Origin of the sequence: Streptomyces platensis (assembly GCF_008704855.1) — a bacterium.
Classification (GTDB): Bacteria; Actinomycetota; Actinomycetes; order Streptomycetales; family Streptomycetaceae; genus Streptomyces; species Streptomyces platensis.
On record NZ_CP023691.1, the window covers coordinates 1,780,932 to 1,805,369 of the forward strand.

Here is a 24,438-nt window from a genome sequence, read left to right on the forward strand (position 1 = left end):
GTCAGCTCCGGTCGCCGCGGGCGCGCCGGCGGCGGACCAGGGCGCCCCCGCCGGCCGCGGCCAGCAGCACCACTCCGCCGAGCGCCGTGGCCGCCCGGCCGGAGCCGGCCGTGCCACCGAGGCCGGTGTCCGCGCCGCCCTGCGGGACGACCTCCGTGGCGTCACCGGAGACGACCATGGTGCCGGTGAGGGTGCGGCGGCCGTCGCCGGAGCCCTTTCCGCGCTGCGATCCGTCGGTGTCGCCGTGCTCCGTGCCGTCTGCCTCGCCGTATTCCCCGGTGCCGGCCCGGTCCGCTTCCGTGGCGCTCTGCCGGGCTCCGGACGCACCGCCGCAGGTGATGGTGACCTGGTACGAGCCGGGGGCGGTGCCCTCCGGCATGATCGCGCTGCCGCCCAGCCGGTCGTTCCGGGAGCTCAGCTGCATCGTGGGGATGTCCGCGCCGTCGAAGGTGGCCTGCGCGCTGTCGCCGGAGCAGGTGCCGCCGTCGTTCACGGAGAAGGTGCCGCCCGGTGCCACCGGGTCGGGCTCGACGACCACCGCCTGCGAGGTGTCCACGGCGGGGCCGGCCTCGGTGACGGTGTCGGTCACCGCGCCGGAGACGGCCTCGGTGGCGGCGTCCGCGCCGTCGCCGTCACCGAAGAGCAGGACGGACACCACCAGCGCGCCGGCCGCCAGGGCATACAGAGGAATGTGGCGTATGTGCATAGACCGAGCGAAGCGCCCGCCCCGGCGGTGCGCACCTCGATGGTGTCCGCCGCCCGGGGCCAACTGCCCCCGAAGGCGCCCGCCTTCCTGGTCTTTCCGCAGGTCAGACGGGTGCGTACGCCCCGGACGGCGGAACCCGGCGGCTGGGCTTTCCGGGTGGTGCGGCCGGGCGGCCAAGGCACGCCCCGGGCGGACGACGGCGGGTGACCGGGCGTCGGCTCACGCCTCCAGCAGGAGGTCCCACTTGCCGGACCGGCCGGTAAGGGTGGTCACCGAGAGCGGCTGGACGTCGATCCGCCAGTACGCGTGCGGCGGCGCCTTGAGCACATAGACCAGGGCAGCGCGGACGACGGCGGGTTCGGCGACCGCGAGCAGCCCGGCGGCGTCCTCGGCCGGCCGGGTGTCCAGCCAGCCGCCGATCCGGGTGATGAACTCCAGCAGCGACTCCCCGCCGTGCGGTGCGGAGCGCGGATCGGCCAGCCAGGCCTCCACGGCACGGGGTTCGGCGGCGGTCACCTCGCCCAGTGTGCGGCCGCGCCAGCGCCCCATGTCGCAGTCGCGCAGTGCCGGCTGGGCGAGCGGCCGGAGCCCGAGTGCCTCACCGGTCTGCCGGCAGCGGGCGGACGGCGAGCAGTAGCGGAGCTCGGCGGCAGCGAGCCGGCACAGGACGGGGGCCGCCCGCTCCGCCTCGTGCCATCCGGCGGCGTCCAGCGGGCGGTCGTCGTCGAACCGGGTCTCCAGCAGGGTGGAGTTACGGGCCGCGGCGAGCAGCTTGAGTCGAACACTCATCCGCCGATGGTAAGAGCAGCAGCGCCCGTGTGGTCCCGGTTGATCAGATATCGACAGGACCCGGGTCGATCAGCCCGAGGGTCATCCACTGCTCCGGGGAGACCAGGGTGCGGAAGCCGACCTTCTCGTACACCCCGTGGGCGTCCTGGGTGGAAAGCGTCAGCCGGCTCAGCCCGCAGGGCGTCAGATGGTCGGCGATGGCCTCGATCAGCGCGGTGCCCAGGCCCCTGCCGCGGTCGTCACGGCAGATGTAGACGTCGCAGAGCCAGGCGAAGGTGGCGTGGTCGGTGACCACCCGGGCGTACCCGGTCTGGCGGCCGGAACCGGAGGCGTACAGACCGAAGTTGAGCGAGCCCGCGACGGCACGGTCATGCAGCTCCCGGGGGCGGTCCACGGCCCAGTAGGCGTCGGTGGCGAGCCAGTAGTGGACCAGGTCGGCGTCCAGGCGGGCCGGGTCGGTGGAGATCTCGTAGCCGTCGAGGGCGTGATCATTCATGCCGGGAGGTTGGCAGAAGGGCGGGCCCGGCGTCGAACCGGTATACGAGGGGCGGGGCCGGGCCCGCCGCCCCTCCTCCCGGTCAGCGCACCGGCACTCCCAGCTCCTCGCACGCCGTCCGGAGCCGGCGCACGCCCTCGGTGATCTCGCCGGTGCCGGACGCCGACGCGAAGCTCAGCCGCAGATGCGCGGCGGGCGGCTCGGCGGCGAAGTACGGGCGGCCGGCCGCGACCGCGACGCCCGCCCGCAGCGCCGCGCCGGTCAGCGCCGCCTCGTCGGTACCGTCCGGCAGCCGCAGCCAGAGGTGGTAGCCGCCCGGCGGGACGTACAGGCCGCCGGGCACCGGGCCGTGGCCGTACGCCGGACCGGGCCCGGCTTCCGGCCCGGCGAGCGCGGGCAGCTCCTGATGCAGCGCGGCGGTGAGGGCGTTCCGGCGGGCGGTCAACTCCCCCGCGATCAGCCGCAGATGGCGGGGCCAGGAGGGCGAGCCGACGAGTTCCAGGGCGGCTTCCTGAAGCGGCCGGGGCACGAAGAAGCTGTCGACGACCTGGATGGCGCGCAGCCGGTCGAGCACCGGTCCGCGGGCCGCCAGGGCGCCCACCCGCAGATTGGCCGAGGTGGCCTTGGTCAGCGAGCGGACATGGACGACCGTGCCGTCCCGGTCGTCCGCGATCAGGGTCGGCGGGGGCGGGGGCGTGTCACCGTGGACCAGCAGCCGCGCGAAATCGTCCTCGATCACGAAGGCGCCCGCCGCCCGCGCCACCCGCAGCACCTCGCGCCGCCGCGCCGCCGCCAGCACCGCACCGGTCGGGTTCTGGAACAGCGGCTGGCAGACGAAGAGCCGTGCGCCGCTGACGCGGAAGGCGTCGGCGAGCAGATCCGTCCGGACCCCGTCCGCGTCGAGCGGTACGGGTACCGGGCGCAGCCCCGAGGCGCGGGCCACGGCCAGCATGCCCGGGTAGGTCGGGGACTCGACCAGCACCGGGGCGCCGGGCGCGGCGAGGGCCCGCAGCGCGGCGGTCAGCGCGCTCTGGCCGCCCGCGGTGATCAGGACGTCGCTGGCGGCGAGCGGGCCGCCGGACCCGGCGATCTCCCGCGCGAACCAGGCCCGCAGCTCCGGCACCCCTTCGACCGGCGGCCGCCCCCAGGCGCCCGGCCGGCGTCCGGCCCGGGCCAGCGCGGCGCCCAGGGCGCGTTCGGGCTGGATATCGGAGTGCAGATAGCCGCCGTTGAGCTCGATGACGCCGGGGCCGGGGACGGCGAGGGTGGCCACCACGCCCGCGGCGTCGACGCTGCGCGGCACCTGGTCGCCGGCCGGCTCCGCGCTCAGCGCGATCTCCTGCCAGGAGGTGTCGACCGGCCGGGGCGCCTCGCCGCGCGGCTCGGCCCGGAAGGCCCCGGCGCCCGGCCGGGTGGTGACCAGTCCCTCCGCGGCCAGCTCGGCGAGCGCGCGGGAGACGGTCACCGGGCTCACCCGGTGCCGCTCCACCAGCGCACGGCTGGAGGGCAGCTTCTCTCCGGGAGAGTAGCGATTCAGCTCGGCACGCAGGATCGCGGCCAGTTCGGCACCACTGCTACGCTCTTGCATGAGAGCCAACGATAGCGCTACTGCCACCGCCACGATAGCGGTCAGCACCCCGGACCCCGCCGGGCAGGGCACCCGGACCACCGCCGGACCGGAGACCCCGGCGCCCGCCGCCACCCCCGCCCGCGGCGCCCTCGCCAGCCGTGGCGCCCTGCTCGCCGTCCTGGGCGTGGCCGCGTTCTCGCTCACCTTCCCCGGGACCGCCTGGGCGCTGGAGGGCATGGGCCCCTGGACGGTGGTGATGCTGCGCAGCGTGCTGGCCGCCGTAGTGGCCGGTGGCGCGCTCGCCGTCTTCCGGGTGCGCCTGCCGGAGCGCCGCCACTGGGCGGGTATCGCGGTGGTCGCGGGCGGTGTCGTCCTCGGCTTTCCGCTGCTGACCACCCTGGCCCTGGAGACCTCCACCACCTCGCACGCGGCCGTCGTGGTCGGCCTGCTGCCGCTGACCACGGCCGCCTGCTCGGCCGTACGGACCGGGGTGCGGCCCTCCCGTACGTTCTGGATCGCCTCGCTGGTCGGCGCCGCCGTCGTCATCGGCTTCGCGGTGCAGCAGAGCGGCGGGGCGCCGGGCCGCAGCGATCTGCTGCTGTTCGCGGCGCTGCTGGTGTGCGCGGCCGGGTACACCGAGGGCGGCCGGCTCGCCCGCCACATGCCGGGCTGGCAGGTGATCGGCTGGGCGCTGGTCCTGGTGCTGCCGGTGACGGTGGCGGGCGCCGCGCTGGCGCTGTCCACCGAGCCGTTGCAGCTCACCGTGCACTCGGTCAGTGGGCTGCTGTGGCTGGCGTTCGGCTCGCAGTTCCTCGGGCTGGTCGTCTGGTACCGCGGGATGGCCGCGATCGGTATCCACAAGGCGAGCCAGCTCCAGCTCGCCCAGCCGCTGCTGACGCTGGTCTGGTCCGTGCTGCTGCTGGGCGAGCGCCTGCCGCCGGCCGCTCCGGCGGCGGCGCTTGCGGTCCTGGCCTGCATCGCGGTCACCCAGCGGACCCGCGGCTGACCGGCGCCGGGCGCCGGCCGGAAAGGGACGGCTCGGGACTTACCGGGTGCAGCCGTCCCCTGCGGACGTAAACTTGCCGCGAAGGCGGTTACCGCCGTCCGGGCTGCTCCAGGCCCGTAAACCGTTGAAACCGTTGGCCGTTCAACCGTTGGCCGGCTCGCCGTCGGCCGAACCGGGCGCACGGCCGCCCCGAAGCGGGGAGGACCCTCATGCACGCAAGCAGGGGCGACCGGCTGGTGGTGCACGGCAGGACCGTCGGGCATCACGACCGGGTTGTCGAGATCATCGAAGTGCTGGGCACGAACGGCGACCCGCCCTACCGTGTCCGCGCCGAGGACGGGCATGAGGCGATCATGTCGCCCGGCCCCGACTCCGTCGTCCGGCACGGCAAGACCACCGACGTGGACGCCGGCCGGTAACCGCACCCCGTACGCGGAACCCACGCGGCCGCGCGGACGGTGCCACCGCCCGTGCGGACCGCCCCTTGCCCCTGTCCGCCGGGCCTCAGGCCCGCGCAGCGCTGCCGTAGTGGTCGCGCACGACCCGCGCCATGGCACCGGCCCGGTCCCTGGCCACCTCCTTCGCCGAGAAGTAGACATGGCCGCCCACCTGCGGATAGCGGGCGGCAAAGGTGAGGTGGCGGGAGAGTTCGGCCGGGTCCTTCCAGGCGGCGGGCTGGGTGTCACCGGCCTTGTAGAGGGCCTCGCCGATGTAGAGGTCCACATCGGTGCCGTCGACGGTCCGCGCCCACCAGGGCACGAGTTCGGCGTAGTCGGCGGGCGCGGAGCCGAGGGGCCAGTAGACCTGCGGCACGATGTAGTCCAGCCAGCCCTCCCGCACCCAGCGGCGGGTGTCGGCATACAGATCGTCGTAGGTCTGCACCCCGGCCTTGGTACGGGAACCCTGCGGATCGGTGCCCTGATTGCGCCAGACCGCGAACGGGCTGACGCCGAACCGCACCGTGCGCCCGGCCCGCTCGTTCCCGTCCCGGAGCTTGCCGGCCATCTCGTACACCAGCCGGTCGATGTTGTCCCGCCGCCAGGCGGCCCGGCCGGCGAAGCCGCTGCCGTACTCCTCGAACTCCGCATCGTCGTCGAAGCGCTGCCCGGCGACCGGATACGGATAGAAGTAGTCGTCGAAGTGCACCCCGTCCACGGGGTAGCGCCGCACCGCGTCGAGCATCGCGTCCTGGACGAAGCCGCGGACCTCCGGCAGGCCCGGGTTGTAGTACAGCTTGCCGCCGTACGGGAGGACCCAGTCGGGGTGCCGGCGGGCGGGGTGGCCGGCGACGAGGCGGCCGGGGTCGGTGTGGTTGGCGACCCGGTACGGGTTGAACCAGGCGTGCAGCTCCAGATCCCGCCGGTGGGCCTCGCGCACCGCGAAGTCGAGCGGGTCCCAGCCGGGGTCGCGGCCCTGCTGCCCGGTCAGATACTGCGCCCAGGGCTCGTACGGCGACGGCCACAGGGCGTCCGCCGTGGGCCGCACCTGGAAGAACACCGTATTGAGCCGGCGGGCGACGGCCGTGTCGAAGTGGGCGCGCAGTTCGCGCTGTTGCTCGGCGGGCCCGAGCTTCGCGCTGGAGGGCCAGTCGAGGTTGGCGACGGTCGCCAGCCACATGCCGCGCAGCTCGCGCCGCGGCGCCCGGCTCGCGGACGGCGCCGCACCCGTGGCGAGCAGCGCGGAAGCCGCCCCCAACGTGGCCGCGGCAAACGTTCTGCGGGTCATCCGTCTCATCAAAAGTCCCCAAGTTGTCCGGTTCATCCCGTATGGGGGCCCAGAATGCCCGCCCCGGCACCCGTGGCCCAGCACCGCGCGGAGTAACGTCGGGGCCGAGGCGGGTGCCGGACCCTTACGGCGCACCGCCGGTCCTGAAGATCAGCGAAAGGCACGATGTGACCGACATCGAACGCGTCGGAGTGGTCGGCTGCGGCCAGATGGGCGCAGGCATCGCCGAGGTGTGCGCCCGCGCCGGACTGGACGTCATGGTCGCCGAGACCACCGGCGAAGCTCTGGAGCTGGGTCGCACCCGTTTGACCAACTCTCTCGGCAAGGCCGCCGAGCGCGGCAAGATCACCGCCGCGGAGCGCGATGCGACGCTCGGCCGGCTCAGCTTCACCACCGACCTCGGGGAATTCGCCGACCGCGATCTCGTCATCGAGGCCGTGGTGGAGAACGAGCAGGTCAAGACCGAGATCTTCCAGGTCCTCGACCAGGTGATCACCCGGCCGGACGCCATCCTGGCATCCAACACCTCGTCGATCCCGCTGGTGAAGCTGGCGGTCGCCACCTCCCGCCCCGACCAGGTCATCGGCATCCACTTCTTCAACCCGGCACCGGTGCAGAAGCTCGTCGAGCTGATCCCCGCCCTGACCACCGCCGAGGAGACCATCAAGCGCTCCGAGGCGCTGGTGCAGGACGTGCTGGGCAAGCATGCGATCCGCGCCCAGGACCGCTCGGGCTTCGTCGTCAACGCGCTGCTCATCCCGTATCTGCTCTCCGCGATCCGGATGTTCGAGTCGGGCATCGCCAGCCGCGAGGACATCGACAACGGCATGGAGCTGGGCTGCGCCCACCCGATGGGCCCGCTCAAGCTGACCGACCTGATCGGCCTGGACACCGTGGCCTCGGTCGCCGAATCGATGTACCACGAGTACAAGGAGCCCCTCTACGCCGCTCCCCCGCTGCTCGCGCGGATGGTGGACGCGGGACGGCTGGGGCGGAAGTCGGGGTCGGGGTTCTACGCGTACTAGGAAGTACGCTGACGCGCCAACTGAACTTGTCCAAGGCTGAGTTCACCGGACGCAGCGCCGGCAACGGGGGACTGCTGCAGGGTTGGGTGACAGCGGGGTTTATGCAGCCAGGGCTGCGGGCGGGGTCATGATGGTCTCGTGCTCGACGGGGGTCAATCGGGCCAGGCGTCTCTGACGCCGGCGTCGGTGGTAGGTGCGCCGCAGCCGGTTCGGCCCGTCGGCGGTGAAGCCCCGCCGTACCAGGTCATCGTGGACCGGTGGCCCGGCCTTGGCGTTCTTCCCGCGGCCTCTTCGCTTGCCGAAGGCGCTCCACCAGCCGTTGTCCCGGCAGATCCGCCAGGCGGTCCGCTCGGCCGTCGCCTCACCGGCGGCCCGGGCCTCGTCGAGCAGGAAGCGGTGGCTGAATTCGGGATCGTCGCGGTGAGCGTCGAACAGGGCGTTGGCCCGGTATGCCTCGGCCATCTCGGCGTCGGTGACCGGCCCGTCCAACCCACGAACAAGGTAGGACCGGTAGTAGGGCTGGCGGGCCAGCCCGAGCACCCGGCACGTCACCGCCACCGGCACCCGGTGAGGGGCATCGGCGGCGGCCAGCTCGCGGACGAGCGGGTACATCATTTTGACGGCAGGTGCGCCTGCGACAGATACGCCGCAGCCCTCCTGAGGACCTCGTTCTCCTGCTCCAGCAGCCGGATGCGCTTGCGGGCCTCGCGCAGCTCGGCCGACTCACCCGACGCCGCTGCCGGCCTGGCTCCCTCGTCGGTGTCGGCACGGCGCAGCCACTTCGACAGCGTGATCGGGTGGACGCCGAAGTCGGCGGCGATCTGTTCCAGCGTGACGCCGGGCTCGCAGTTGCGCGCGACCCGTACGACGTCCTCGCGGAACTCCTTCGGATACGGCTTGGGCACTGCAACATCCTCCAGGCCGCCTCTCAGCAAGCCAGGTCAGGTGTCACCTGTCCGTGCAGCAGTCCCGTTACAGCGGGCGACCAGGTGCCGCTCACGAGTTATTGATCGCTGTCCATACGGCGCAGGCCACAGCGGCTACCAGCCAGATTTCCGAGAGCCAAGAGACTGCCCATGTCCTGCGAATTGCAAAGCTAGACACGGCCACCTTTCCGGCGACATGGTTACGGACCACCTTTGCCGCCTTGTCTGCGCTACCCACAAAGGAGTCAATGAGGGAGCCGCTGTAGGCTGCCACGAAAATCTCACCGCCACCTCTCGTCTCGATCTTCATATTCCCCCGGATGTCGACGAAAGCTTCCTTTATCGCCCCGGGTTCGACATGGTATTCAAAGATGGCGTTCACCACCTGCACGTCCCCGAGGGACAGGACGATACGGGAGCGGAGGATTCGCTGCTCGATGAAGATCGCCCCGAAGGTCGCCGTTAGGCCAAGCGGAGCGCCGTTCGGGTCATCAGTGCCCATTTTGGCGACCATCAGAGCAGCCAACACCAGTAAGAGCGCGGTGAAGAACCATTGTGATACTCGATAACTGCTCCTACGCAGCTTCCGGGGTCGCTCTTTACGCTTCATCAGCTTGCCCCCTGAGTCCCATCCAAATCGGGATGACCCAGCAAGTGGGCCATCCCGACAGTCGATCCGTCAGCAGAATTTTGGCGCGCTTGAAGACATTACGTTCAACAGATTGCCCGCACTAGAGGCATCCGCTCCACAGAAACCCACATTGAATGCGCCGTTAATACTCACGTTCGCATAAGCCTGTCTCCATTTTATTGGTCCGCGAGAATCCAGGTTTTCCGTCCACCACCCACGCCTCTAACTCCAGGGATCTTGGTTTGGGCGGCGCCGGCTTCGGTTTCGTCTTCCCATACCCGGCGTCCTTCCCCGTGCTCACGTAGTCCCTGTACCAGCTGGAGCTGTAGTAGCTTCGCCAGGTCTTGTTGTAGGAGCTGATGAAGCGCTTGTACTTCCTGGTGGCGTGGCCGTAGCGGTCGGTGTATCCCTGGTCGCGGTACCAGTTCCGGTGGGCGGTGCTGTTGCCGTAGCCGAGGCCGGTTTCGCGGTCCTGGAACTGCTGGCCGTCGGGGTCGGAGGCGGTGACGGGAGTGTTGTTGGCGTAGGCGTAGGCGTTGGACTGCTGCGGGTCGTCGGGGTCGAGAAGCGGGTCGACGGAGACGAAGGTGCCTAGGGTCGGATCGTACTCGCGGGCGCCTATGTGGGTGAGTCCTGTGCCTTCCTGGGTGCCGTCGACGACTCCGTGCATGCCGGGCCAGGATGTGGGTTGAGCAGTGCGGGGTGCTCCGAAGGGGAGCTGATTGCGGCGGGTGACGGCCTGGTCGGTGGCGGCGACAGCGGTCAGTGCCGTGCCCTGGTGGTCGGTGAAGAGGTAGGAGAGGCCGCCGGTGCTGGTGCAGACTGCGACCGTGTCTTCGCCGTGGTGGTAGTAGCGGGTGCCAACCGTGGATCCGTCGTCGTACGTCTTGAGCTCGTTGCCGTTCGGCAGGTAAAGGGTGGTGCTGCCGTCGCTGTTGTGGGTGAGGAGCCGGTCGGCTTCGGAGTCATAGAGGTAGGTGGTGTCCTTGCCGTCCTCGGTAACTGCTGCGAGGCGTCCTTCGGCGTCCCAGGTGAAGGTCTGACTGCGGCCCGCTTCTTGGCGGGTGCGGAGGTTGCCGGCTTCGTCGTAGGTGAACTTGTCGACTTCACCGTTGGCAGGGCCGCCCTGAGTGCTGACGGTGGCAACGGCGTGCGGCCGGTCCTTCTTGGCGTCAGGGAAGTCGGAGTTGCGGGTGGTGTCTTGTCCTGCGGTGGTTCCGGGGACTTGGTGCTGTGTCTCCTTTTTCCGGTTGCCGACCGCGTCGTAGGTATAGCTGCGCCAGTACGGGGCCCGGACCGGCAGCAGCCGAATTCGCTCTCCGCATGGACTCTCTACGGAAGGAAGACCGTGAGCGGCGCTGGCATGCTCGCCGCAGACCACGCTGAAGCACTACGCTCACTTCATGCCCGGGGCGGGCAAGCGGGGCCTCGCCGCCATGGACGAGTGGTTCGATCAAGATCCACAACCGAATGTCCCTGAGAAATCCCTGGGCGCCCGGAAGACCTCGGACGGGCCATGAAACCACAGGTCAGGGCGGTAGCCGCGCACACTGACGGCATGTACCACGAGTACAAGGAGCCCCTGTACGCCGCTCCCCCGCTGCTCGCGCGGATGGTCGATGCGGGACGCCTGGGGCGGAAGTCCGGTTCGGGCTTCTACTCGTACTAGCGGGCCCGGCGACACCGCCAAGTACCGCCGTTCACAGCCGAATTCACCCGAGCGCAGCACCGACGACGGTGCTGCGCTCGGGTGGTTGTGGGTGGTGCGGCCGGGACATGGTCCGCGCAGCAGTGACCGGCCCGCTCCGTACGAGGACATGGCCCGGCAGGCGTCCTTGATCGCTGGCAGACTGGCCCCGACCCGGAACAAGGGGAGAGTGCCACATGGACGCCGAGCAGGCCCGTGCCTCGAACGCGCCTGACGCCCCCACCACCTGCCCTGCCGTCGGCGCCCACACGGGACGCCCCGTCCCGGCCGGCGCGCACGGCAGCCACGAGCTCAAGGAAGACGTACGTGCGGATACAAGCAGCCCTGGTGGAAGCCCCCGGCGGCCCCTTCACCCTCCACTCGCTTCACCTCGACGCGCCACGGCCGGACGAGATCCTGGTCCGTATCACCGCCACCGGCATCTGCCACACCGACCTGGCCATGCGGCAGGTCTGGCCCCGGGAACGGCTGCCCATGGTCCTCGGCCATGAGGGCGCCGGGGTCGTCGAGGCCGTGGGAGACGCGGTGACCACCGTCGCCCCGGGGGACGCCGTCTGCCTCACCTACCGCAGCTGCGGAGCCTGCGACCCGTGCACGACCGGGGGCCCGGCCTACTGCGAGCAGTCCGGCGCCCTCAACGCCCTCGGCTCCCGGCCCGACGGCAGCACGACGCTGTCGCACACCGACGGCACCCCGGCCTACGGCAGCTTCTTCGGCCAGTCCGCCTTCGCGACACACTGCCTGACCACCGCGAGCAACACCGTCAAGGTCCCCGCGGATCTCCCGCCGACGCTGGTCGCCCCCTTGGGATGCAGCATCCAGACCGGGGTCGGCACGGTCCAGAACGTCCTCCGGCCGTCGCCGGGCACCACCCTGGCCGTTTTCGGAGCCGGCAGCGTCGGGCTGAGCGCCCTCATGGCCGCCGTCGCCGACGATCACACCGTCATCGTCATCGAGCCCCTCGCCGCGCGCCGCGCACTGGCGAAGGAGCTCGGCGCCGCAGCCGTCATCGATCCCACCGCGGAGGAGGAGGTGGCAGCGGCCGTCCGCGACCTCACCCACGGCGGAGCGCAGTACGCCATCGACACGACCGGCCGGCCCGCCGTCGTGTCCCAGGCCGTTGGCGCCCTGCGCCGGCGGGGAACGCTCGCCCTGGTCGGCCTCGGCTCGGCGCAGTTCGACACCATGCCCGTGCTGACCAAGGGCCTCACCCTGCGGGGCGTCACCGAGGGGGACGCCCTCCCCGCCGTGACCATCCCCCATCTGATCAGCCTCCACCGGCAGGGAAAACTCCCCCTCGAAAAGCTCATCACCGCCTTCCCCTTCACCGATATCGAGGCCGCCGCCGAGGCCTCACTGGCGGGCCGTGTCGTCAAACCGGTCCTCACCCTCGCCTAGCCGTACGGCCGCTCCGGACCGCCCCTCCGCCCACCCCGCCTCGCGCCTTCCGGTGCGAGGCGTTGTGCTGTGCGCCCGCCATCCACCGCTCGCACCTCCCACCGTCCCCCAAATCCCCCTGTAAACGATCTAGTTGACGATGTATCCATTTACCGGTCTCATGCGTCTCACTTGTGAAAGGACCATCACACTCCCCCCACAACTACATACGGAGGACCCATGTACAAGGCCCTGCCCGTGGCCGCGGCGTTCGCGGTGTGCGCGCTCGCCGCCGTACCCACCCGAGCGGCAACGCTTGCCACGAAGGGCACGGGGTGGAAGCTCACGACCCAGCTCGGCGTCACCGGCCTCAGCCCCGGCCGCCAGTACACGATCACGTTCGCCACGTCCGCCATGAAGACCCGCTACACGCCCTACCTGACGGCCGCGGTGGCCCAGGCAAAGGCCGCGGGGCTGAAGCTCGCCATCGGCGGCGTCGAACCCGTCAACCCGGCCACGTGCGGGCCCGTGGGGCACATCCAGTTCACCGAGCTCTACCGGCCGCTCGGCCGCCCCGGCTTCAGCCAGGGCATGCCCTGCCCGAACCCGCCCAAGGGCGTCGGCACCGGCGGCATCGTCGCCATCGACTCCGAGTACTGGGACGGCACCTGGCCGATGCCCGCGTACAAGCTGCGGAACACGCTGGTGCACGAGCCGCTGCACGCCCTCGGCCTGGACCACCCCAACCTGGACCTCAACAAGGACGGGAAGACCGCCGACTACGAATGCGCGGCCAACCCTTCCGGGGAGACCCCGATCATGTGCTCACCCAACGGCGGCTACCGGACCGCCACCGGCATGGGCCGCCTCACCGGCTTCGACCTCAACGGCCTGAAGGCCCTGCTGGCCAACGCCCGTGCCCAGGGCATCAAGTAGCACGACCGGTCGCGCGGCCCGTAGGGTCCGTCCCTTACGTACCATCACCGAGGCCCTGGTGAGGGCACCGAGGAGCGGTTGATGCCTGACGGGGATCCGCCGGATGCCGCGCGCCTGGCCGGTTACGGGGCCGTGGCCACGGAGCTCTCCTTGCTGAGCGACCGCAGGCTCAAGGAGAGGGTGGCCTCCGCCGCCCCGCTCGGGTCCGGTATCGGCGGCAGGTCGGCGGAGCTGGAGATCGCGGGGAGGCGCGTCTTCGTCAAGCGGGTGCCCCTGACAGAGGTCGAGTTGCGGCCGGAGCATGTGCGGTCGACGGCGAATGTCTTCGGGCTGCCGACGTTCTACCAGTACGGGGCGGGCTCGGCCGGGTTCGGTGCCTGGCGGGAGCTGGCGGCCCACACCCTGACCACGCACTGGGTTCTCGGGGGTGCGTACGCGGGCTTCCCGCTGATGTATCACTGGCGGGTGCTGCCCGACTCCCCTCCCGAAGGGTTCACCGACGAGTTCGGGGGTGTGGACGGGGCCGTCGCCCACTGGGAGGGATCACCGGCGGTGCGCGGCCGGCTGGAGGCCATCGGCCGGTCCTCGGCCGGCCTGGTGCTCTTCCTGGAGCATGTGCCGCACACCCTCACCGGCTGGCTGGCCGAGCACGGCGACGCCGCCGTGACGGACCGCGGACAGGACTCGCCCTACACCTGGGCGGAGAAGGCTCTGGCGCGCGGGACCGCCTTCATGAGCGCGCACGGACTCGTCCACTTCGACGCGCACTTCGCCAACATCCTGACCGACGGCCGCCGGCTCTACTTCGCCGACTTCGGACTCGCCCTGAGCTCCCGCTTCGACCTCGCGGCCGACGAGTCCGAGTTCCTCGCGAACCATCTCGCGTACGACCGCTGCCACACCATGACCCATCTGCTCCGTCAGCACCTGGTCGACGACCTGCCCGGCGCCACGGAACGCGCGGCCTTTCTGCGCGACTGGACCGACGGGCGGCGGCCCGGCGGCCTCCCGCCCGGGATCGCCGCCCTCCTCGACCGGCACGCCCGCCCCGCCGTCGTCCTGGACCGCTTCCACCGCCGGCTGCTCACCGAGAGCAAGCGGACGCCCTTCCCGGCGGCAGAGATCGAACGTGCCCTGGCTGCCGGTGCCACCGGAGCGGGCTGAGACCACGCGCTCGCCCCGGCGGTCCGGAGGCGGCCCACGGGCCGTCCGCCCGCCGCTCGGGGGAGAAACCGGCGGGCGGACCCCGGGCCGGCGGGCGCCCGTCCGCCGGCGTCGGCCCCCGTGGCATCTTCGAGTGAAGCGCGGCGCGGGCGCGTACGGGAGCGTGTGAACCGGGCCTGTCGGAGTGCGCGGTTCACACCCCGTGTGAAGGGCCCCCGTGCCGTCACCCCGGGTCACTTCACACGGGGTGTGAAGCCCAGACCCGTATCTCCCCGCCGCACACGCTCCCGCCCTCCGCCGCAGCACAGTTGACTGAAGGCCGTACGGACACCGAAGCAGCCGACCGAAGGAATGAGGAGCGGACCGTGACCGCCCACCCCGAAACCGACCTGGTAACCGCCGACTTAGCCGAGCTGAGGCGTCAGCTCGACGTCCGCACCGCCCGGGTCGACGGCCACCTCGCGCTGCTCGCCCAGCGCTCCGCACAGTACGAGCGGGACGCGGAGGACCTTCAGGCCCGCGTCACACGGCTGGAGAGCACCCGCTGGCCCCTGCCGTCCCTCGCCGCGCTCACGGGGCTCGCGGCGCTGGTGGTGGCGGTGTGGCAGGCCCTGGGCCGATGACCGCCGGCCACGGTCACCGGCCGGTACCGGTCAGCCCAACCGGAGGTGATGCAGCATCAGCAGCGCGGCGGCCATGTTGGCGGCGGGCACCTCCCCCCGCGCCACCATGTCGGGCACCAGCTTCAGCGACACCCACTCCCGCCGCTCGGACTCGAAACCGTCCTGCGGCGGGCCGGTGTACTCGCCCTCCTCGGACCAGTAGATGTGATGCCGCGCGTCGGTGAGGCCGTTGGACGGCTCCACCGAGAGCAGATGGTGGAGGGGCCCGGGGCGCCACCCGGTCTCCTCCTCCATCTCGCGGGCGGCCGCCGCCGCGGGGTCCTCACCGTCCTCGACGACGCCCGCGGCCAGCTCCCAGCCCCAGGTGTCGGTGATGAACCGGTGCCGCCACAGCAGCAGCACCTCGTTGGCCTCATTGACCACGGTGGCCACGGCGACGGGCCGCATCCGGATCAGATAGTGGTCCAGGTGCCGGCCGTCGGGCAGCTCCACATCGGCCAGATTGACCCGGAACCAGGGATTCGCATAGACGGGCTTTTCGCTGAGATTGTTCCAACGCACGTAACTGCCACCTTCCGCTGTAGGGCCGGCAAGGTGACACGAGCCCGGTCAGGGGCGTGTCTTACGCCCTACAGCGGAACGCGCAGCACCTCGTCGATGAGATCGGCAGCCTCGTCCGTCGCGGAGCTCCCGGTCTCCGCCAGATGTTCGCGCACCGCCCGCAGCCGGTCCCGCAGCCGTTGCGACTCCATGCCGCGGGCCTGCTCCGTCATCTCCGCGGCATTGGCCACGGCCCGGTCCGCATCGCCTTGACGCAGCTCGATATGGGTGAGCATGGCCAGCCGGTGGACCCGGCCGCGGTCGTGCGCGGGGGTGTCGACGGCGGCGTCCGCCTGTTCCCGGGCGGACCGTAAGTCCCCCAGGCTGAGCAGCGCCTCCGCCACCTGTACGTTCACCAGGCCGGGCTGGACATAGCCCGTCTCCGCCGGTTCGAGACCGGGCCGGATGCGCTCCGCGGCCGCCTCCGCGCGCCGGATGCAGGACAGCGCGCCGGCGCCGTCGCCGAGCCGGGCGTAGGACTTGGCCTGCATCGCGTAGAGGTCCGCGGAGAGCGCCGGGGTGATCTGCGGGCCCGCGGCCCGCAGCGCCGCCTCCGCGAAGGCGACCGCCTGGCGGTATTCCCGTACGAAGAGGGACTGATTGACCAGCAGCGCGATGACATACGCGCCGAGGCCGCGGTCCCCGCTGGCCTTGGCCAGCCGGAGCGCCTGATGGAAGTAGCGCTGGGCCAGCCCGAGAGAGTCCGAGTCGTACGCGCAGATGCCGGCGACCGCGACCAGTCCGCCGGTCGCCCGGTGGAGCTGGCGCCCCGTCGCATCGCTGTAGCTGCCCCGCAGCAGCGGCGCCGCCTCGGCGTTGAGGAATCCCACGATGCGTGCTCTGGTAGCGACACCACCCGCCTTCCGGTACATCGTCTCGTAGTGCGTCCGCGCGGTGCGCAGCATCTCGATGTCGGCCATGCCGACCCGGGTCAGCCCGTCGCGCGAGACATCGGAGTCCTCGGGCGGGTTCTCCCACTCCCATACGGGGATGACCGCCGAGGTGCCGGTGAGCGCCGGTGCGTCGAGGATGTGCGGCCGCTGCTGCTCATCGGACCGCCACAGCGCGGTGGCGCGCTCGACGAAGCCGGAGAGCGGGGTGTCATCGGCGGGCCGCGACCCCGGACCGCTGAAGCCGATGTCGGCGAGCCCGACCGGCCGGTGCAGCCGTTCGCCCAGGATCTCGCAGATCAGATCGGGCACCTGGCCCCGAGGCCGCTGCCCCTTCAACCACCGGGCCACCGCGGTGTGTTCGTACCGCAGCGCCAGCCCGCGGCACCGGCCGAGCCGGTTGATCCGCGCGGCGAGTCCCGCATGCGAGATACCGGACTCATCGAGCATCGCGTCCAGCAGGGTGTTGGGCTCCATACCGGCCTCCCGGTGAGCCGGGCCCGTCCGCGGACCGCGGGCTCATGGCCTTGTCGACAGGACCACTCCGTCTTGTGAGCGTAGTGAACGCCCCTTCACACGGGGTGTGAAGGGGCGTGCCGGCCACCCGGCACGGACCGGCCCCCGCCGCTACTCGGCCCGTCCCGCCTCCACCCGCCCCGGCCCGGCGGCCCGCCGGGCCCGCGCCGACTGCGACGGCACCCGCACCCGGTCGTTGCTCAGCATCAGCAGCGCCACATCGTCCGTCAGCCGTCCGCCCGCATGCCGCAGCAACGCCTCGCGGACGTTCCCGACCACTCCCGCCGGCGAGGGCCCGCCCGGGGCCGCGGCCGCCTCGACACTGCCGCGCAGCTCCTGGGTCAGCGGGAAGAACTCCCCCGCCGCGTCCCGCGCATCGGCCGCCCCGTCGGTGTGCAGAAACAGCCCCTCCCCGGGCCGCAGCTGCCCACAGCACACCGCCGGCAGCTCGGCCGGCAGCGGGAACAGGCCCAGCGGCGGCATCGGATCGGCCGGGGCGACCGGCGCGACCGCCTTGCGGGCGATGCGATAGGGCCACGGATGCCCGCAGTTGAGGGCCGTGACGGACCCGTCCGGGGCCACCTCCACGAGCAGCAGCGTCACGAACTCCTCGGCGAGCGGACCGCTCGGCTCCCCGTCGGCCACCCGCCGTCCGGGGCGCGCCCGCTCCCACAGATGCCGCTGGTGCGAGCGCTCCAACCGGCGCAGCACATCCCCCAGTTCGGGCTCGTCGTGCGCCACTTCACGGAAGCTGCCGAGCATCGCCGCGACCGTGCCCATGGCGTCCAGCCCGTGCCCGCGTACGTCCCCGATCACCGCCCGGACCCCGTGCCGGGTCCCCACGACCTCGTACAGATCCCCGCCGACCACGGCCCCCTCGCTCGCGGAGAGATGGTCGGCCGCCAGCAGCACCCCGTCGATCCGCCGCGGTAACGGCCGCAGCAGCACCCGCTGGGCGGTGGCGGCGACCTCCCGGGTCCGCTCCAGCTCCCGTACGAGCCGCAGCCGCCGCCCTGCGGTCAGATAGCTGGCACCGATCACCGCGAGCACCGCACCACAGGTCATCAGCCGGCTGCCCCACCCGGCCCCGGGCTCCACCTCGCCGAACGGCAGCAGCGCGAGCAGCGCGCACAGCCCCCCGAGCAGCACGCACTGGCGGCGGCCGGTGCCCGCGCAGGCGATGGCCGGTGCGGCGGCGAGGAGTTGCAGCAGCCGGCCGCTGGTCGGGTGGCTCAGCTCCCACGCCACCACGCCGAGGACCCAGAGGCCGGGCAGGACGAAGACGAAGGCGCGCCGGGCGCTTGCCGCCCCGGCGCGTGCGCCACGCCTTGCCCGGTGTCGGATCATGCCGAGGGTCCCCCTAGGGCGGGTCGTTCGGATCATGGCGGGCTCGCGGGGTCCGGCACGCACGCTCGCCGGTGGTCCCCCAGGTTCTGAGCGGGTCGGTCCGGCCCGCTGCCGCGGTCGCACGGGCCCGGCCGACCCGGTCGATTCTCGCGACGTTCCGTGTCCATCCGACGACGATACGTACATCATCACCCGATGGAGTGATGGTGTACGGATCCGGTCGTCTCCCGCACAGCACCGGCCGTCGCACGGCGGCCGTCACGCCCCACCGCCCCCGCGGAACCCGTCTGCCGCACACCGAAAAAGGGTGAGGGCGCGGACGGTACCTGCCGTCCACGCCCTCACCCCGATGCGCACGCCGTCGCGGCGCCGCGGGCCGCGCTCAGCCGCGCAGCACCGCTCCCGTCCGCTCCACGGCCGCCGCGACCGCCGCGTCACGGGCCGCCGAGGCCTCCTCGGCGGTCAGCGTCCGGTCGGCGGCGCGGAAGCGCAGCGCGTACGCCAGCGACTTCTTGCCCGCGCCGATCTGCTCGCCGGTGAAGACGTCGAACAGCCGCAGCGACTCCAGCAGTTCACCCGCACCGTCGCGCAGCGCGCCCTCGACCTCCGCCGTCGGGACACCGGCGTCGACCACGAGGGCGACGTCCTGGGTCGCGACCGGGAAGGCCGAGATCTTCGGGGCGCGCAGCGGGCCGGTGCCGGCCTGCTCCAGGCGGTCCAGGTCGATCTCCATCGCGCAGGTGCGCTCCGGCAGGGCCAGCGTCTTGATGACGCGGGGGTGCAGCTCACCGGCGTTGCCGACGAGGATCTCCTCGCCGTCGGCGACGGCGAGCAGCGCCGCACAGCGGCCCGGGTGGAACGGGGCGTGCTGGTCCTGGCGGACGATCAGCTCCACACCCGCCTCCCGTGCGACCGTACGGCCCGCCTCGATGGCGTCCGCCCAGATCGCGGGGCGTGCCGAGCCCCACCAGCCGTCCTGCTCACGGCCCCCGGCGAGCACCACGGCGGCGCGCCGCGGCTGCTGCGGGAGGGAGGCGTCCAGCGAGGCGATCTCGTCGTCGGTCGGCCGGCGGTCGACGACCAGCCGACTGGCCGGCTTCTCGTCGCCGGTCGCCCGGAAGACCGGTCCGGTCTCGAAGAGCGCCAGATCGTGGGTGCCCCGGCCGTAGTTGCGGCGCAGCGCGTTCAGCAGGCCCGGGATCAGCGTCGTACGGAGGTCGGGCTCCTCGTCCGAGAGCGGGTTGACGAGGGTGACCGCCGCACGGCGCGGGTCGTCCGCCTCGATGCCGAGCTGGTCGAGCACGTGCGAGCCGGTGAACGGGTAGTTCAGCGCCTCGACATAGCCCGCGCCGGCCAGTGCCCGGCCGACCCGGCGGTACAGCCGCTGACGCTCGGTCAGCCCCCGGCCGGCGGGCGGCTTCGGGAGGGTGGAGGGCAGGTTCTCGTAGCCCTCCAGCCGGATGACCTCTTCGGCCAGGTCGTTGGGCTCGCTGAGGTCCGGCCGCCAGGACGGCACGGTCACGACCAGCTCGTCCTGCCCGTAGACGTCGCAGCCGACCTGCTGGAGGCGGCGGACGACGGTCTCCCGGCCGTAGTCGACACCGGCGACCTTGTCCGGGTGGCGGGCGGAGAGGCTGATGGTGCGCGGCCCGCGAGGCGTGACGACCTCGGTGACGCCCTCGCCGGCGGTACCGCCCGCGAGCAGCACCAGCAGATCGACGGTGCGCTGCGCCGCGGCGGACGCGGCCTCCGGGTCCACCCCGCGCTCGAAGCGCTTGGCGGCCTCCGAGGACAGCTTGTGCCGGCGGGCCGTACGGGCGATGGACAGCGCGTCGAAGTGCGCGGCCTCGATCACGACATCGGTGGTGCCGCGCACCTCGCCGGTCCCGGCGTCCGCGGCCGGGGCCGCGATCTCGGTGTGGGCGCCGCCCATGACGCCCGCGAGGCCGATCGGGCCGCGGTTGTCGGTGATGACCAGGTCCGCGGCGTCCAGCACCCGCTTGGTGCCGTCCAGGGTGGTCAGCTTCTCGCCGGGGGCCGCCCGGCGGACGCCGATCGGGCCGTCCACGCTGGTGCGGTCGTAGGCGTGCAGCGGCTGGCCGAGCTCCAGCATCACGTAGTTGGTGATGTCGACGGCCAGCGAGACCGGACGCATCCCGGCCTTCTGGAGGCGGCGCTGCATCCACAGCGGCGTACGCGCCTCGGGCTCCAGGCCGCTGACCGTACGGGCGGTGAAGCGGTCGCAGCCCATCGGGTCGGAGACCTGGACGGGGTAACCGCCGGTGTTCGGCGGCGGCACGTCCAGCAGCGCCGGGTCGCGCAGCGGCAGGCCGTACGCGGTGGCGGTCTCGCGGGCGACGCCGCGCATCGACAGGCAGTAGCCGCGGTCCGGGGTGACGGCGATGTCCAGCACCTCGTCGACGAGCTCCAGCAGCTCGATGGCGTCGGTGCCGACCTCGTACTCCGGCGGCAGCACGATGATGCCGTGCGTACCGTCGTCGCCCATGCCCAGCTCGTCGCCGGAGCAGATCATGCCGTGCGAGGTCTTGCCGTACGTCTTGCGCGCGGCGATCTTGAAGTCGCCGGGCAGCACGGCGCCGGGGAGGACGACCACGACCTTGTCGCCGACGGAGAAGTTCCGCGCGCCGCAGACGATTTCCTGCGGCTCGCCGGTGCCGTTGGCCTGGCCGACGTCCACCGTGCAGAAGCGGATCGGCTTCTTGAAGCCCTCCAGCTCCTCGATGGTCAGCACCTGGCCGACGACGAGCGGGCCCTTGAGCCCGTCGCCGAGGCGCTCGACGGTCTCGACCTCCAGGCCGACCGCGATGAGCTTTTCCTGTACGTCACGACCGGTTGCCGTGGCCGGCAGGTCGACGTACTCCCGCAGCCAAGAAAGCGGGACCCGCATCAGATCTCCATCCCGAACGGCCGGGTGAACCGGACGTCGCCTTCGAACATGTCACGCATGTCTTCCACGTTGTGCCGGAACATCAGCATCCGGTCGATGCCGAACCCGAAGGCGAAGCCGCTGTACTTCTCGGGGTCGACGCCGCAGGCGATGAGCACCTTGGGGTTGACCATGCCGCAGCCGCCGAGCTCGATCCAGCCCTCGCTGGAGCACGTACGGCAGGGCCGGTCGGGGTTCCCCACGGACTCGCCACGGCAGACGTAGCAGACCATGTCCATCTCGGCGGACGGCTCGGTGAACGGGAAGTAGTTCGGCCGCAGCCGGGTCTTCATGTCCGGACCGAAGAGCGCCCGGACCATGTGGTCGAGCGTGCCCTTGAGGTCCGCCATGGTCAGACCCTCGTCGACGGCGAGCAGCTCGATCTGGTGGAAGACCGGGGAGTGCGTGGCGTCCAGCTCGTCGGTGCGGTAGACCCGCCCCGGGCAGACGACGTACACGGGCGGCTCGCGGTCGACGAGCGTACGGGCCTGCACCGGCGAGGTGTGGGTGCGCAGCACGACGCCGCTCTCATCGCCCTCGGTCCCGTTGCCCTGGACGAAGAAGGTGTCCTGCATCTGGCGCGCCGGGTGGTCGGGCACGAAGTTCAGGGCGTCGAAGTTGAACCACTCCGCCTCGACCTCGGGGCCCTCGGCGACCTCGTAGCCCATGGCCACGAAGACGTCCGCGACCCGCTCCATGAAGGTGGTCAGCGGGTGCCGGGCGCCGGCCGGGGTGCGGTCGTAGGGCAGCGTGACATCCACTGCCTCCTCGACCAGCACGCGGGCGTCGCGCTCCGCCTCCAGCTCCTCCTGGCGGGCCTTGAGCGCCTGGTTCACCCGGCCGCGGGCCTGGCCGACGCGCTTGCCGGCCTCCGCCTTGGCCTGCGGGGGCAGGGCGCCGATCTCGCGGTTGGCGAGAGCGAGCGGCGAGGTGGCACCGGTGTGCGCGATCTTCGCCTGGGCGAGCGCATCGAGGTCGCCCGCGGCGGCGATGGCGGCCAGCGCCTCGTCCAGCCGGGCGGCGATCTCTTCCGGTTTCAGGGCTTCGACCTCGACAGGGTCGTACGACTTATTGGGTGCGGACATCTCTTCCCGTGCTTCCGGTGGACTGGCTTGGCTTGGCTCGCTTCGCCTCGGCTCCTCGATCACAAAGGTCGGATGCCGAGCCCGCGCTGTGCCCGCGATGCCTGTGCGCCAAAGGTGCCAAAGGTCAAGTCTAAGGGGGACGGGCCACGCGGCCGGTCCGCGCCCCCGCGCGGGGCGCCCGCCGCTTCCGCTTCAGGCCAGAAAGGCCGGGGTCGCGACGGGCAGGCTGAATCGGAACTGCGCGCCGCCGGCCGGGGCACGGCCGACCGTGATCGTCCCGCCGTGCGCCTCGACGATGCCCTTGACGATGTAGAGGCCCAGGCCGGTGCCGCCGCGCTTGCTGCCCCGCCAGAAGCGGGTGAACACGCGGCTCATCGATTCCTCCGGGATGCCGGGGCCCTCGTCGCTCACGGTGACGCTCGTCCCCTCCGTGCTGGTCTCGTCCGATACCGGTCCGACCTCGATGGTGACCGTTCCCTCGCCGTGGCGCACCGCATTTTCCAGCAGGTTGCCCAGCACCTGGTCCACTTTGTCCGGGTCCGCCCACAGATCGGGCAGCGGTTCCAGCATCCGGATGAGGAAGCGGTCCGGGCGCTGGCCGGCGGTGGTCTGCGCCTGGACGTGCCGGCGGACCGCGGCGCTCATGTCGACGCGCTGGCGGCGCACCTCCAGCCGCCCGGAGTCGATCCGGGAGATGTCCAGCAGCTCGGCGATCAGCCGGGTGACGCGGTTGGCGTCGGCGTCCACCGTCTCCAGCATCAGCCGCTTCTGGTCGTCGGTGAAGCGTTCCCACTTCTGGAGGAGGGTGGCGGTGAAGCCCTTGACGGAGGTCAGCGGCGAGCGCAGTTCATGGGCGACGGTGGCGATCAGCTCGGCGTGGCTGAGCTCCGTACGCCGCCGGGCCTCGGTCCCGCGCAAGGCGATCACCAGCCGCTGGACGGGCCCGGTCGGGCGGCTGCGGACATAGCGGGCGGAGACCAGCACCTCACGGCCCCCGAGCAGCAGATTGCGCTCGGGCTGGCCGCGGCGGATGGCGAGCCCGCCGTAGGGGTCGGTGAGCCGCCACCAGCGGCGGCCCTCGATGTCCTGGAGCGGCAGGGCCTGTTCGAGGGGGCGGCCGACGGCGTCCTCGGGGGCGATGTCGGTGATCCTGGCCGCGGCGGCGTTGAAGCAGATCACCCGGCCGGTCTCGTCCGCGACGACCAGGCCGTCGGGCAGATCGTCGGGGTCCAGTCCGAGACCGGTCCCCAGGGTCGCCGGCTCTCCGGCCGGAGCGGGCGGCTGACCGCCCACGAGCCCCTCGGACCGGCGGCCGTCAGCGGTGACTGTGATGCCGGAAGTCCTCACACTCATCCCCGTTACCCCCTTCCGGGCCCCCGAGCACGCAAGACTACTAGCTCGCACCGGAAGTGCCCCGAAGATCGGGGGGACACCCCTCAGGCGGGTGACACCGCGCGGCAGCCGCCGGGGCTGCGCTGGGCGCGGGCGGAGGCGTAGAGGCAGACCGCGGCGGCCGTCGCGAGGTTGAGGCTCTCGGCCTTGCCGTGGATCGGGACGCGTACGACGGCGTCCGCCAGCGCCCGGGTCTCCTCCGGCAGTCCCCAGGCCTCGTTGCCGAAGACCCAGGCGGTGGGCCCGCCCATGGAGCCGGTGTCCAGTTCGGCGTCGAGGTCGCGGTCGCCCGCGCCGTCGGCGGCGAGGATCCGTACCCCGGCCGACCGCAGTCCGCTCACCACCCGCTCGACCGGGACACCCACGGCAACCGGCAGGTGGAAGAGCGAACCGACCGAGGCCCGTACGGACTTGGGGTTGTACAGGTCCACGGAGGCGTCGGTCAGCACGACCGCGTCGGCGCCCGCGGCGTCCGCGCAGCGCAGCACCGTGCCGGCGTTGCCGGGGTCACGGACGTTGGCGAGCACCGCGACCAGCTGCGGGCGGGCGGCGAGGATCTCCTCGAAGGGCGAGTCGAGGAACTCGCAGACGCCGAGCAGCCCCTGCGGGGTGACGGTCTGGGAGATGTCGGCGACGGTCTTGTCGTCGGCGTGGTGGACCCGCACCCCGGCCGCGTGGGCCGCCTCGATGATCTCGGTGTGCCGCTCGGCGGCCTCGACGGTGGCGAACAGCTCGATGAGCGTGGGCGTACCGCCGGTGCGGTGCGCGATGGCCTCCCGTACGGCCTGCGGGCCCTCGGCGATGAACCGGCGCTCCTTGCCGCGGAAGGCGCGGCGGGCCAGCCGCCGGGCGGCGGTGACACGCGGGGAACGCGGGGAGATCAGCTCGGGGGTGCCCATGGGCGGCGGCTCGCTTCTGTTGTTCGGTGCGTGGGGGCCCCGGTCCGTGCGCGGGGACCGGGCCGGTCCGGAAAAGCGGC

The 24,438-nt window shown here is 72.0% G+C and carries 24 protein-coding genes and 1 pseudogene; 9 read left to right on the forward strand and 16 right to left on the reverse strand.

Features of this window, described 5'->3' with window-relative positions; genetic code table 11:
* Position 1: 1 nt before the first annotated feature.
* Positions 2-706, reverse strand: coding sequence for a hypothetical protein (locus CP981_RS07620; RefSeq protein WP_085925937.1), 705 nt, complete (start codon positions 704-706; stop codon positions 2-4).
* Here CP981_RS07620 and CP981_RS37605 point away from each other — a divergent pair.
* Positions 701-913, forward strand: coding sequence for a hypothetical protein (locus CP981_RS37605; RefSeq protein ID WP_085925936.1), 213 nt, complete (start codon positions 701-703; stop codon positions 911-913). The genes CP981_RS07620 and CP981_RS37605 overlap by 6 nt on opposite strands.
* Positions 914-925: 12 nt before the next feature.
* Here CP981_RS37605 and CP981_RS07625 read toward each other — a convergent pair whose 3' ends face one another.
* From CP981_RS07625 to CP981_RS07635, 3 genes are all read right to left on the reverse strand, one after another.
* Complete coding sequence (locus CP981_RS07625; protein WP_085925935.1) at positions 926-1,495, reverse strand: histidine phosphatase family protein; 570 nt, start codon at positions 1,493-1,495, stop codon at positions 926-928.
* A gap of 43 nt (positions 1,496-1,538) precedes the next feature.
* Positions 1,539-1,991, reverse strand: a complete 453-nt coding sequence (locus tag CP981_RS07630) for a GNAT family N-acetyltransferase (protein WP_085925934.1) — start codon at positions 1,989-1,991, stop codon at positions 1,539-1,541.
* 82 nt (positions 1,992-2,073) lie between these two features.
* Positions 2,074-3,579, reverse strand: coding sequence for an aminotransferase-like domain-containing protein (locus tag CP981_RS07635; RefSeq protein WP_085925933.1), 1,506 nt, complete (start codon positions 3,577-3,579; stop codon positions 2,074-2,076).
* Here CP981_RS07635 and CP981_RS07640 point away from each other — a divergent pair.
* Both CP981_RS07640 and CP981_RS07645 read left to right on the forward strand, forming a co-directional pair.
* Positions 3,578-4,567, forward strand: coding sequence for a DMT family transporter (locus CP981_RS07640; protein WP_085925932.1), 990 nt, complete (start codon positions 3,578-3,580; stop codon positions 4,565-4,567). The two genes, CP981_RS07635 and CP981_RS07640, sit on opposite strands and share 2 nt — an antisense overlap.
* Positions 4,568-4,776: 209 nt before the next feature.
* Positions 4,777-4,986 carry a DUF1918 domain-containing protein gene (locus CP981_RS07645; protein WP_085925931.1) on the forward strand — a complete coding sequence of 70 codons (210 nt, stop codon included), beginning with the start codon at positions 4,777-4,779 and terminating at the stop codon, positions 4,984-4,986.
* An 85-nt stretch (positions 4,987-5,071) separates the two neighbouring features.
* Here CP981_RS07645 and CP981_RS07650 read toward each other — a convergent pair whose 3' ends face one another.
* On the reverse strand, positions 5,072-6,301 hold the full coding sequence (locus CP981_RS07650) for a glycoside hydrolase family 10-like protein (RefSeq protein ID WP_085925930.1): 1,230 nt from the start codon (positions 6,299-6,301) through the stop codon (positions 5,072-5,074).
* A gap of 158 nt (positions 6,302-6,459) precedes the next feature.
* Between CP981_RS07650 and CP981_RS07655 the strand changes: the two genes are divergently transcribed.
* Positions 6,460-7,317, forward strand: coding sequence for a 3-hydroxybutyryl-CoA dehydrogenase (locus CP981_RS07655; RefSeq protein WP_085925991.1), 858 nt, complete (start codon positions 6,460-6,462; stop codon positions 7,315-7,317).
* A 99-nt stretch (positions 7,318-7,416) separates the two neighbouring features.
* On the opposite strand, the gene CP981_RS07660 is transcribed toward CP981_RS07655, so the two are convergent.
* The 4 genes from CP981_RS07660 to CP981_RS07675 form a co-directional block, all read right to left on the reverse strand.
* Entirely contained in the window at positions 7,417-7,932 is a 516-nt protein-coding gene (locus CP981_RS07660) for a hypothetical protein (RefSeq protein ID WP_143658936.1), read from the reverse strand.
* On the reverse strand, positions 7,929-8,222 hold the full coding sequence (locus tag CP981_RS07665; RefSeq protein WP_085925929.1) for a transposase: 294 nt from the start codon (positions 8,220-8,222) through the stop codon (positions 7,929-7,931). Before CP981_RS07665 ends, CP981_RS07660 begins: the two co-directional genes overlap by 4 nt.
* Before the next feature lie 91 nt (positions 8,223-8,313).
* Positions 8,314-8,853, reverse strand: a complete 540-nt coding sequence (locus tag CP981_RS07670; RefSeq protein WP_143658933.1) for a hypothetical protein — start codon at positions 8,851-8,853, stop codon at positions 8,314-8,316.
* 163 nt (positions 8,854-9,016) lie between these two features.
* Complete coding sequence (locus CP981_RS07675) at positions 9,017-10,255, reverse strand: RHS repeat protein (protein WP_085925927.1); 1,239 nt, start codon at positions 10,253-10,255, stop codon at positions 9,017-9,019.
* Positions 10,256-10,411: 156 nt separating this feature from the next.
* On the opposite strand from CP981_RS07675, the pseudogene CP981_RS07685 reads away from it, so the two are divergent.
* The 5 genes and pseudogenes from CP981_RS07685 to CP981_RS07705 all read left to right on the forward strand — a co-directional run.
* Positions 10,412-10,543, forward strand: a pseudogene (locus tag CP981_RS07685) (3-hydroxyacyl-CoA dehydrogenase family protein); the annotation flags it as partial.
* Positions 10,544-10,888: 345 nt separating this feature from the next.
* Positions 10,889-11,980, forward strand: coding sequence for an NAD(P)-dependent alcohol dehydrogenase (locus tag CP981_RS07690; protein WP_085925926.1), 1,092 nt, complete (start codon positions 10,889-10,891; stop codon positions 11,978-11,980).
* A 219-nt stretch (positions 11,981-12,199) separates the two neighbouring features.
* Positions 12,200-12,895 (forward strand): zinc metalloprotease, encoded by a 696-nt coding sequence (locus CP981_RS07695; protein WP_085925925.1) that lies wholly within the window; start codon positions 12,200-12,202, stop codon positions 12,893-12,895.
* 81 nt (positions 12,896-12,976) lie between these two features.
* Positions 12,977-14,059 carry a protein kinase family protein gene (locus CP981_RS07700; RefSeq protein WP_085925924.1) on the forward strand — a complete coding sequence of 361 codons (1,083 nt, stop codon included), beginning with the start codon at positions 12,977-12,979 and terminating at the stop codon, positions 14,057-14,059.
* Positions 14,060-14,424: 365 nt separating this feature from the next.
* A complete protein-coding gene (locus tag CP981_RS07705) occupies positions 14,425-14,682 on the forward strand; it encodes a hypothetical protein (RefSeq protein ID WP_085925923.1) in 258 nt (85 codons plus the stop codon).
* 30 nt (positions 14,683-14,712) lie between these two features.
* On the opposite strand, the gene CP981_RS07710 is transcribed toward CP981_RS07705, so the two are convergent.
* The 7 genes from CP981_RS07710 to CP981_RS07740 form a co-directional block, all read right to left on the reverse strand.
* Positions 14,713-15,243 carry an NUDIX domain-containing protein gene (locus CP981_RS07710; RefSeq protein ID WP_085925922.1) on the reverse strand — a complete coding sequence of 177 codons (531 nt, stop codon included), beginning with the start codon at positions 15,241-15,243 and terminating at the stop codon, positions 14,713-14,715.
* Positions 15,244-15,311: 68 nt separating this feature from the next.
* The gene (locus tag CP981_RS07715; protein ID WP_085925921.1) at positions 15,312-16,649 is read right to left on the reverse strand and encodes an NsdA family TPR-like regulatory protein; all 1,338 of its coding nucleotides are present in this window, start codon (positions 16,647-16,649) and stop codon (positions 15,312-15,314) included.
* A 150-nt stretch (positions 16,650-16,799) separates the two neighbouring features.
* Positions 16,800-18,035, reverse strand: coding sequence for a PP2C family protein-serine/threonine phosphatase (locus CP981_RS07720; protein ID WP_085925920.1), 1,236 nt, complete (start codon positions 18,033-18,035; stop codon positions 16,800-16,802).
* Between the two features lie 382 nt (positions 18,036-18,417).
* The gene (pheT, locus tag CP981_RS07725) at positions 18,418-20,943 is read right to left on the reverse strand and encodes a phenylalanine--tRNA ligase subunit beta (RefSeq protein ID WP_085925919.1); all 2,526 of its coding nucleotides are present in this window, start codon (positions 20,941-20,943) and stop codon (positions 18,418-18,420) included.
* Positions 20,943-22,067 (reverse strand): phenylalanine--tRNA ligase subunit alpha, encoded by a 1,125-nt coding sequence (gene pheS / locus CP981_RS07730; protein ID WP_085925918.1) that lies wholly within the window; start codon positions 22,065-22,067, stop codon positions 20,943-20,945. Before pheS ends, pheT begins: the two co-directional genes overlap by 1 nt.
* Positions 22,068-22,259: 192 nt before the next feature.
* A complete protein-coding gene (locus tag CP981_RS07735) occupies positions 22,260-23,420 on the reverse strand; it encodes a sensor histidine kinase (RefSeq protein WP_085925917.1) in 1,161 nt (386 codons plus the stop codon).
* 83 nt (positions 23,421-23,503) lie between these two features.
* Positions 23,504-24,358 (reverse strand): TrmH family RNA methyltransferase, encoded by an 855-nt coding sequence (locus tag CP981_RS07740; protein WP_085925916.1) that lies wholly within the window; start codon positions 24,356-24,358, stop codon positions 23,504-23,506.
* Positions 24,359-24,438: the final 80 nt, after the last annotated feature.

Excerpts from the sequence above, each read along its gene's own strand:
- CP981_RS07620 (WP_085925937.1), bottom strand. The coding sequence starts at position 706 with ATGCACATACGCCACATTCCTCTGTATGCCCTGGCGGCCGGCGCGCTG.
- CP981_RS07625 (WP_085925935.1), bottom strand. The coding sequence starts at position 1,495 with ATGAGTGTTCGACTCAAGCTGCTCGCCGCGGCCCGTAACTCCACCCTG.
- CP981_RS07630 (WP_085925934.1), bottom strand. The coding sequence starts at position 1,991 with ATGAATGATCACGCCCTCGACGGCTACGAGATCTCCACCGACCCGGCC.
- CP981_RS07640 (WP_085925932.1), top strand. The coding sequence starts at position 3,578 with ATGAGAGCCAACGATAGCGCTACTGCCACCGCCACGATAGCGGTCAGC.
- CP981_RS07635 (WP_085925933.1), bottom strand. The coding sequence starts at position 3,579 with ATGCAAGAGCGTAGCAGTGGTGCCGAACTGGCCGCGATCCTGCGTGCC.
- CP981_RS07645 (WP_085925931.1), top strand. The coding sequence starts at position 4,777 with ATGCACGCAAGCAGGGGCGACCGGCTGGTGGTGCACGGCAGGACCGTC.
- CP981_RS07650 (WP_085925930.1), bottom strand. The coding sequence starts at position 6,301 with ATGAGACGGATGACCCGCAGAACGTTTGCCGCGGCCACGTTGGGGGCG.
- CP981_RS07660 (WP_143658936.1), bottom strand. The coding sequence starts at position 7,932 with ATGATGTACCCGCTCGTCCGCGAGCTGGCCGCCGCCGATGCCCCTCAC.
- CP981_RS07670 (WP_143658933.1), bottom strand. The coding sequence starts at position 8,853 with ATGAAGCGTAAAGAGCGACCCCGGAAGCTGCGTAGGAGCAGTTATCGA.
- CP981_RS07695 (WP_085925925.1), top strand. The coding sequence starts at position 12,200 with ATGTACAAGGCCCTGCCCGTGGCCGCGGCGTTCGCGGTGTGCGCGCTC.
- CP981_RS07700 (WP_085925924.1), top strand. The coding sequence starts at position 12,977 with ATGCCTGACGGGGATCCGCCGGATGCCGCGCGCCTGGCCGGTTACGGG.
- CP981_RS07715 (WP_085925921.1), bottom strand. The coding sequence starts at position 16,649 with ATGGAGCCCAACACCCTGCTGGACGCGATGCTCGATGAGTCCGGTATC.
- CP981_RS07720 (WP_085925920.1), bottom strand. The coding sequence starts at position 18,035 with ATGATCCGACACCGGGCAAGGCGTGGCGCACGCGCCGGGGCGGCAAGC.
- pheT (WP_085925919.1), bottom strand. The coding sequence starts at position 20,943 with ATGCGGGTCCCGCTTTCTTGGCTGCGGGAGTACGTCGACCTGCCGGCC.
- pheS (WP_085925918.1), bottom strand. The coding sequence starts at position 22,067 with ATGTCCGCACCCAATAAGTCGTACGACCCTGTCGAGGTCGAAGCCCTG.
- CP981_RS07735 (WP_085925917.1), bottom strand. The coding sequence starts at position 23,420 with ATGAGTGTGAGGACTTCCGGCATCACAGTCACCGCTGACGGCCGCCGG.
- CP981_RS07740 (WP_085925916.1), bottom strand. The coding sequence starts at position 24,358 with ATGGGCACCCCCGAGCTGATCTCCCCGCGTTCCCCGCGTGTCACCGCC.